General features: G+C 72.0%; 7 protein-coding genes. 3 read left to right on the plus strand and 4 right to left on the minus strand.

Annotated elements, in window-relative coordinates:
* Window positions 1-28: 28 nt before the first annotated feature.
* The 3 genes from LOY02_RS09610 to LOY02_RS09620 form a co-directional block, all read right to left on the minus strand.
* The gene (locus tag LOY02_RS09610) at window positions 29-1,837 is read right to left on the minus strand and encodes an ABC transporter ATP-binding protein (protein ID WP_317182131.1); all 1,809 of its coding nucleotides are present in this window, start codon (window positions 1,835-1,837) and stop codon (window positions 29-31) included.
* A complete protein-coding gene (locus tag LOY02_RS09615; RefSeq protein WP_317182139.1) occupies window positions 1,834-3,729 on the minus strand; it encodes an ABC transporter ATP-binding protein in 1,896 nt (631 codons plus the stop codon). The genes LOY02_RS09610 and LOY02_RS09615 overlap by 4 nt, the downstream gene beginning before the upstream one ends.
* A gap of 98 nt (window positions 3,730-3,827) precedes the next feature.
* Window positions 3,828-4,364 carry a GNAT family N-acetyltransferase gene (locus LOY02_RS09620; RefSeq protein WP_317182132.1) on the minus strand — a complete coding sequence of 179 codons (537 nt, stop codon included), beginning with the start codon at window positions 4,362-4,364 and terminating at the stop codon, window positions 3,828-3,830.
* An 80-nt stretch (window positions 4,365-4,444) separates the two neighbouring features.
* Here LOY02_RS09620 and LOY02_RS09625 point away from each other — a divergent pair, with 80 nt between their 5' ends.
* Entirely contained in the window at window positions 4,445-5,086 is a 642-nt protein-coding gene (locus LOY02_RS09625; protein WP_317182133.1) for a TIGR03085 family metal-binding protein, read from the plus strand.
* A gap of 81 nt (window positions 5,087-5,167) precedes the next feature.
* On the opposite strand, the gene hisF is transcribed toward LOY02_RS09625, so the two are convergent.
* Window positions 5,168-5,953 carry an imidazole glycerol phosphate synthase subunit HisF gene (gene hisF / locus LOY02_RS09630; protein WP_317182134.1) on the minus strand — a complete coding sequence of 262 codons (786 nt, stop codon included), beginning with the start codon at window positions 5,951-5,953 and terminating at the stop codon, window positions 5,168-5,170.
* A gap of 35 nt (window positions 5,954-5,988) precedes the next feature.
* Between hisF and LOY02_RS09635 the strand changes: the two genes are divergently transcribed.
* Both LOY02_RS09635 and LOY02_RS09640 read left to right on the plus strand, forming a co-directional pair.
* Window positions 5,989-6,609: a hypothetical protein gene (locus LOY02_RS09635; RefSeq protein WP_317182135.1), complete on the plus strand. Its 621-nt coding sequence runs from the start codon at window positions 5,989-5,991 to the stop codon at window positions 6,607-6,609.
* Entirely contained in the window at window positions 6,606-7,814 is a 1,209-nt protein-coding gene (locus tag LOY02_RS09640; protein ID WP_317182136.1) for a CynX/NimT family MFS transporter, read from the plus strand. Before LOY02_RS09635 ends, LOY02_RS09640 begins: the two co-directional genes overlap by 4 nt.
* The last annotated feature ends 20 nt before the right edge of the window (window positions 7,815-7,834 follow it).

Raw genomic sequence — 7,834 nt, forward strand, 5'->3', positions numbered from 1 at the left:
GCGGAGTCAGAGCGGAGTCAGAGCGGAGTCAGAGGGTCTGCTGCTGTGCGACCCAGGACTCGTGCAGGCCGGTGTAGACGCCCCCGAGGCGGACGAGCTCGCTGTGGGGGCCGCGCTCGACGATCCGGCCCGCGTCCACGACGACGACCTCGTCTGCGGCCTGCGCAGTGGAGAGCCGGTGGGCGATCGCGATGGACGTCCGGCCCCGCGTGAGGGAGTCGAGGGCGCGCTGCAGCCGGACCTCGGTGCTCGGGTCGACCGCCGAGGTGGCCTCGTCGAGGACGAGCAGGTCGGGGTCGGCGAGGTAGGCGCGGGCCAGGGCGACGAGCTGGCGCTCGCCCGCCGAGAGCGACTCACCTCGCTGCCCGACGTCCGTGGCGAGACCGAGGGGCAGCGTGGTCACCCAGGCGTCGAGTCCGAGCTCGGTGAGGGTGAGACGGACGTCGTCGTCGGTGGCGTCCGGCCTGCCGAAGCGGATGTTCTCGAGCAGGGTGCCGTCGAAGAGGAATCCTTCCTGGGGGACGAGGACGACGCGTTGGCGCAGGGAGGCGAAGCTCACCTCGCGCAGGTCGGTCTCGTCGACGAGGACCCGTCCCGTCGTCGGGTCCATGAGCCTGGTCAGCAGCTTGGCGAGGGTCGACTTGCCGGAGCCGGTCTCGCCGACGATGGCCACCCGGCTGCGGGGCGCGATGGCCAGGTCGATGTCGTGGAGGACCGGGTCACCGCCGGGATAGGCGAAGCCGACGTGCTCGAACCGCACGGTGATCGGTCCGCGAGGGAGGGTCACCCCGTCGACGGGGTCGGCGACGTCGGCAGGCGTGTCGATGATGCCGATGACGCGACGCCACCCCGCGACCGCGTTCTGCATCTCGTTGAGGATCTCGGTGGCCTGCTGGACCGGCATCGTGAAGAGGTTGACGAGGAAGAGGAAGGCGAGCAGCTCGCCCAGCGTCAGCCGTCCGCCCGAGGCGAGGACGGTCCCGACGACGAGGACGATGGCCGTCGTCAGCCCCGAGACGAGCTGCCCGGACGTGAAGGCGATGACGGATCGGGCCTGGGCGCCGATCGCCGCCGTGCGATGGTTCTCGATGGCGGCGTCGACCCGCTGGGCGGTGCGGTCCTCGACACCGTAGGCCCGGATCGCCTGCGCGCCGACGACTGACTCGGAGACCGCGCCCAGCATGTCGCCGACCCGCTCGCGCACCCGCGTGTAGCCCCGCCCGACGATGCCCTGGAACTTGCGGATGATGAAGAAGAGCGGCACGAAGCAGGCCCACACGACGAGCCCGAGGATCGGGCTGTAGATGAGCATGAGGACGGTCGCCAGGGTGATCTGGGCGACGTTGATCATCAGCATCAGCCCGCCGAACTGCACGAACATCGAGATCGTGTCGACGTCGGAGGTCACCCGCGAGACGAGCGACCCTCGTCGCTCGGTGTTCTGGGTCAGCATCGCGAGGTCGTGGATGTGACGGAAGGCCTTGAGGCGCAGCGTCGCCAGCCCGCTCTCGGAGGATCGGAAGAGGCGCACGTTGACGAGGTAGGCCGACAGGGCCGTCACGACGACCCCGACGAGTGCGAGCAGGATGTAGCGCACGACGACGTCGACGTCGGGTCCGCTGGCCGCGAGGATGCCCTCGTCCGTGACCCGCTGGACGACGAACGGCACGAGGACGCGACCCAGGGTGGACAGGCCGGCGAGCAGGACCGTGACGCCGATGCCCTTGCGCAGCTCGGGCGAGAGCTCGATGCCGCGCCGGAGGATGCCCCAGGTCGACAGATGGCGTCCGGACGCGATGCCATGGTGCTCGACGGGCGGTGCGAAGCGCATGCTCATCGGGCCACCTCCTCGACGTCGTCGACCTCACCCGGCTGGTCCTGCGCCTCGGTTCCCCGCGGGTGCTCCTCGGCAGCGGCGATGGCGGCGCGCTCGGCAGCCTCGCGGGCGTAGGCCGTGACGAGGCGTTCGTAGCCGGCGCAACGCTGGACGAGGTCTGCGTGCCTGCCGTGGTCGACGACCCGCCCCTCCTCGACGTAGACGACCTCGTCGGCGAGCAGGATCGTCGCCATGCGGTAGGCCACGACGAGCACGGTGGTCCCGGAGCTCGCCTCACGCAGCCGAGAAAGAATGGCCTGCTCGACCGACGGGTCCACGGCAGAGGTGGCGTCGTCGAGGATGAGCAGCTGGGGGTCCCTGATCACGGCGCGCGCGAGGGCGATCCGCTGTCGTTGGCCACCCGACAGGCTCGCACCGCGCTCTCCGACGTGGGTGTCGAGTCCGTGCGCGAGATGGCGCACGAAGTCCGTCCCTTGCGCGACGTCGAGAGCCCGCCACACCGCGGCGTCGTCGTCGTCCCGCCCGAGAGTGACGTTGCCGCGGACGGTGTCGTCGAACATGAAGGTCTGCTGCGCCACGAGGGCGGCGACCTCGGGGACGCCGCCGCGGCGGACCTGCCGGAGGTCGACACCGTCGACGAGGACCGCTCCGGTGTCGGGGTCGACGAGCCGCATGAGCAGGTTCGTCAAGGTGGACTTGCCGCTGCCCGTGGGACCGACGATGGCGACCGTCGAGCCGGCGGGGACCTCGAGGGTGACCCCGACCAGGGCCGGGTTGAGGTCGGCCTCGCCCTGCTCGTCCTCGATCTCGTAGGCGTAGGAGAGGTCCTCGGTCGCGACCGTGCTGGCACGTCCGCGGGGCAGCTCCCGGTCGCCGAACTGCATGCTTCCGCTGGCCTCGAGGACCGCGGAGATCCGCTGCCAGCCGACGACGGCCCGGGGCAGCTCCGCGAGCACCCAGCCCAGAGCGCGGACCGGGAAGGCCGTGATCGAGAAGAGGTAGGCGATCTGGGCGACCTCGGCGGCGGAGATGTCCCCGCTGCGCACGCGCAGCGTGCCGACGAGGAGCACGGCGAGCGTGCCGAGGGTGGGGATCGCCTCGATCGCCGGGTCGAAGCGGCCCCGCGTGCGGCCGACCTCGATGTTGGCGTCTCGCAGCTCGTGCGTCACGCTGCGGAAGCGGTCCGTCTCGTGGTCCTCCCTCCCGAGCGACTTGACGATGAGGGCGGCCTCGAAGCTCTCGTGAGCCACCTCGGAGACGTCGGCACGCAGCTGCTGCGCGCGGGTCACCCGAGGCGACATGGCCCGCTGGAAGGCGAGGTTGGCGAGGAGGAGCATCGGGAAGACGGTGAGGCCCACGATGGCGAGGAACGGGTCGACGACGACCATCTGGACGATGCCGAAGACGAGCATGACGACGACCCCGATCGCCATCGGCAGCGGCGCGAAGATGTTCCACGTCGCCTCGACGTCGGCGTTGGCGTTGGACAGCAGCTGCCCCGACGGGTGCCGGTGGTGCCAGCTCAGGGGCAGCCTGAGGTACTGGCGGGTGACCTCCCGCCGGTACTGGGCCCCCAGGTTGTACATCGCGATCCCGCCGGCGAGGCGACGTCCGATGACTCCGAGGACGTTGACGACGGTGACCGCAGCGAGAACCCCGCCGATGAACCAGAGCTGGCTCGCCGTGACCCGGCCGGCCTCGATCGCCGGGGCGACGGCCTCGTCGACGACCCAGCCGATGGCCCAGGCCATGAGGCCGGTCATGACGCCGTAGACGGTGGCGCCGAGGACCGCGAGCGTGAACCAGCGGGGCTGTCCCTTGATCCCCCGCCGCACGACGGACAGGCCCTCGCGAAGGGTCGACCGCGGGCTGGGCGTGGCGGTGGCCGGCATGCTCACGGGTGGTGCTCCCAATTGACGTCGTGCGGGTCGTGCGGGTCGGACGGGGTCGGGTGGCCCTTCGGTGCTGCAGCGAGGGACCACCCAGCCTCTCACGGAGGACCGACGGTTCCTTGCGTCGGCACCCAGTAGCGGCGGCTCGTGCCCTGGACGTCCTCCAGCACCCCGCCACAGGCCTCGATCGTGCGGGCCGACGCGATGTTGTCCTCCTCGCAGGTGATGAGTGCGGGGTCGATGCCCAGACGGCCGGCGATCCCCAGCGCGAGACGGACGGCCGCGGTGGCGACTCCGCGGCGGCGCGCGCTCGGACGTACGGCGTAGCCGATGTGGCCGCCGACGACGAGGAGCGACTCGGTGAGGCGGTGCCGCACCGTGATCGTCCCGACGAGCCGGCCGTCGTCGAGGACCCAGCGGTAGGAGGCCGGGACCCAGCCCTCCGGCAGCGGCGACCCCGGCGCCTCGTAGGAGGCGAGCAGGTCCACCCATGCCTCGAGGCCGCCGGGACGCTCGAGGTCGGCGCGCTCGTCCGCGCGGTAGGCCGACCCGTGGATCGGTGCCGTCCCGAACTCGTCGACCAGCGCCCACCAGTCCTCCTGGAGGAGGGTGGTGGGCCGGACGAGCTCGATCACCCCACGACCCTAGGTCGCGCCGGACCGTCGAGGCCACCGCGTTTGGGCTGCAGCGAGGGTCCCCTGAGAGGATGGCGGGCATGACGCGCCACGCCTGGTCCGAACGCCAGCTGCTCTGCGACGAGCTCGAGCGGGTCGGCCCCGACGCCCCGACGCTGTGCGAGGGCTGGGAGACCCGCGACCTCGCCGCTCACCTCTTCGTCCGGGAGAGCAGGCCGGACCTCAGCATCGGCGCCTACCTGCCCACCTTCGCGGGACGGCTCGAGCGTGAGCAGAGCACGCTCGCCCAGGGCGACTACGACGCCCTCGTGTCCCGCGTGCGTGCCGGCGCCCCGAGGTGGAACCCGCTGTCCCTGCCGAAGGTCGACGAGGTGGCCAATCTCGTGGAGTACTTCGTCCACCACGAGGACATCCGTCGCGCCCAGCCCGACTGGTCTCCCCGCGAGCTGCCCGAGGAGCTCCAGCGCGCCCTGTGGGCCGCCCTGCGACGGCTGGCCCGGCTCATGTTCCGCTCGTCTCCCACAGGAGTCGTCCTCGTCGCGCCCGGGATCGGGCGCCACGCGGCGAAGCTGCCCGACGCGCACGGGACCGTCATCCTGCGGGGCGACCCGGCGGAGCTGGTCCTCTTCGCCTACGGGCGTGGTGACCATGCGGAGGTGCAGTTCGAGGGACGCGCCGATGACGTCGTCGCGCTCCGGGAGTCGCGGCTGGGCCTCGGCTGACAGCTCGACTCCCCGCTGCCGAATGCCAGATGCCGCACGGTCGGTCTCCGGCGGCCTCCCTGAGGTGTCGGCCGAGCCGCGTCAGCGGACGACGACGCCGGCGGCCCGCATCGCCGCCTTGACCTCGCCGACGGTGAGCTCGCCGAAGTGGAAGACGCTCGCGGCAAGCACGGCGTCGGCCCCGGCCTCGACGGCTGGGGCGAAGTGCTCGGCGCGCCCGGCGCCGCCGCTCGCGATCACCGGCACCGTGACCGCCGCCCGGACGCGGCGGATCAGCTCGAGGTCGAAGCCCTCCTTGGTGCCGTCGAAGTCCATCGAGTTGAGCAGGATCTCCCCGGCGCCGAGCTCGGCCGCCCGGGCACACCACTCGATGGCGTCGAGGTCGACGGGAGTGCGACCGCCGTGGGTCGTCATGACGAAGTCGTCGGTGCGGCGTCCGGACTCGTCGACCCGTCTGCGGACGTCGGCCGAGAGGACAAGGACCTGGGCGCCGAAGCGGTCGGCCACCTCGGAGATGAGCTCGGGCCGGGCGATGGCCGCCGTGTTGACCCCGACCTTGTCCGCCCCGGCCCGCAGCAGCCGGTCGACGTCGTCGGCAGTGCGCACTCCCCCTCCGACCGTGAGCGGGATGAAGACCTGCTCTGCGGTCTGCCGCACCACGTCGTAGGTCGTCTCTCGGTTGCCCGAGCTCGCCGTGACGTCGAGGAAGGTCAGCTCGTCGACACCCTGCGTGTCATAGAGCTTCGCGAGCTCGACGGGGTCGCCGGCGTCACGCAGGTTGGCGAAGTTGACGCCCTTGACCACGCGCCCCGCGTCGACGTCGAGGCAGGCGATGACGCGGGTGGCGACGGTGGTGCGGACGGTCACGGGGACCAGCCTAGATCGCGAGTAGGGTCGCGCTCATGTGGGACCAGATCACGGAACCGGCCGACCCGCTCCATGTCGAGGCCGTCGTCGAGCTGGCCCTGGACGTGCAACCGCGGTGCGGGAGCACGGCGGTCGTGGCGATCGACGGTCGCAGCGGGGCGGGCAAGACCACGCTCGCCCACGGTGTCGCAGCCGACCTCACCTCCTACGGGACCGTAGAGGTCGTCCACATGGACCGCCTGTACCCGGGCTGGGACGGCCTCGCGGAGTCGTCGCGGATCCTCGCCACCCACGTCCTGGACCCGATCTCGCGCGCCAGCACAGCGGCATACGCCTGCTGGGACTGGGACGCGGGGGGCTGGGGCGAGACGGTGACCGTGCAGCCGACCGACTTCCTCGTCGTCGAGGGCGCCGGCTCCAGCGTCGGACCGGCCCGGACGCATGCCGCCGTGTGCGTGTTCGTGGACGCCGACGAGACGCTCCGCAGGCAGCGTGGGCTCGCCCGCGACGGGGAGGCGTATCGCCCGCACTGGCATCGCTGGGCACGGCAGGAGGAGGCCGTCTTCAGGGCCGACGACACGAAGGCCAGGGCGGACCTCGTCATCGACACGACGGCCGCCGGCGCACCGTCGGCCCGAGCGGGCCGGTCGACGTGACAGCCGAGTCCCGGCCGACCACTCGGCTGCCCCGACCCCTGCCCCCGACGTGGCTCATGGCGGCTGCGCTCGTCGCCGTCGCGGGCAACCTCCGCACGGCGATCACCAGCGTGCCGCCGCTTCTCGACGCGATCTCCACCGACCTGGGCCTGAGCAACGCCGCCGCCGGCGCCCTGACGACCCTTCCCGTCCTGTGCATGGGCCTGTTCGCTCCCGTCGCCTCGACGATCGCCCACCGCCTGGGCGCGGTCGCCGCCATCCTCGCCGCCGTGTCCTGCATCGTCGTGGGCACCGCGAGCCGGTACTTCGGGGACGACGTCGTCACGCTCTACGTCGGGACGTTCGTCGCGGGCGTCGGGATCGCCGTCGCGGGGACCCTCCTCCCCCGGCTCGTCAAGACGTTCTTCCCCCCGGAGCGCACCGGGCTCGTCACCGGGCTCTACATGTTCGCCATGATGGGCGGGGCCGCCCTCGCGTCGGCCGTGTCAGCACCGCTGGCCGACCGCCTCGGCTCCTGGCAGGGCTCGCTCGCGTCGTGGACGATCCTCGTGCTCGTCGGACTGCTTGCGTGGGCCCCGTTCACGCTGCGTGCCAACCCGCACCACACACCCGGTGAGGAAGGCCGGGGCCGGCTGCCGTGGCGGAACCCGACGGCCTGGCTCGTCGCGGGCTACCTCGCGCTCCAGTCCTGGTCCTTCTACTCTGCCGTGACCTGGCTGCCACCGACCTACATCGAGCTCGGCTGGAACCGGTCCGCCGCGGGCTACCTCGGTGCCGCCTTCGCCGGCTCCCAGGTGCTCTCCGGTCTGCTCGGACCGCTGCTCAGCGACCGGACGACCGACCTGCGGCGACTGCTCTTCCCGTCTGCGGTGCTCGGCATCATCGGCTGCCTCGCCATCTGGGGGATGCCGGAGACGGCCCCGTGGGTGTGGGTCGTCGTGCTCGGGCTCGGGCAGGGGTCGGCCTTCTCCTTGGCGCTCGTGCTCCTCGTCCGCTACGCGCTCACGCCGTCCGCGAGCGGCCGGCTCACGGGCATGGCCTTCCTCTTCTCCTACGGCGTGGCGTCAGTGGGTCCCCTTGCCATGGGGTACGTGCGGGACGTCACCGGCGGCCTGTCGCCGGTCTGGGTCGTCCTCGCGGCGATCACGGTCGTCCAGGCGGTCGTGGTCGTGCGCATGCGCCCGGACCTGCGACGCGTCGCCTGAGCGTGCGCGCGCCGGCCACC

It is taken from the genome of Intrasporangium sp., from assembly GCF_032907665.1.
Lineage (GTDB): Bacteria > Actinomycetota > Actinomycetes > Actinomycetales > Dermatophilaceae > Intrasporangium.

What these genes read in the sequence shown, in the direction of transcription:
- LOY02_RS09610 (WP_317182131.1), bottom strand. Translation starts at nt 1,837, where the DNA reads ATGAGCATGCGCTTCGCACCGCCCGTCGAGCACCATGGCATCGCGTCC.
- LOY02_RS09615 (WP_317182139.1), bottom strand. Translation starts at nt 3,729, where the DNA reads ATGCCGGCCACCGCCACGCCCAGCCCGCGGTCGACCCTTCGCGAGGGC.
- LOY02_RS09625 (WP_317182133.1), top strand. Translation starts at nt 4,445, where the DNA reads ATGACGCGCCACGCCTGGTCCGAACGCCAGCTGCTCTGCGACGAGCTC.
- LOY02_RS09635 (WP_317182135.1), top strand. Translation starts at nt 5,989, where the DNA reads ATGTGGGACCAGATCACGGAACCGGCCGACCCGCTCCATGTCGAGGCC.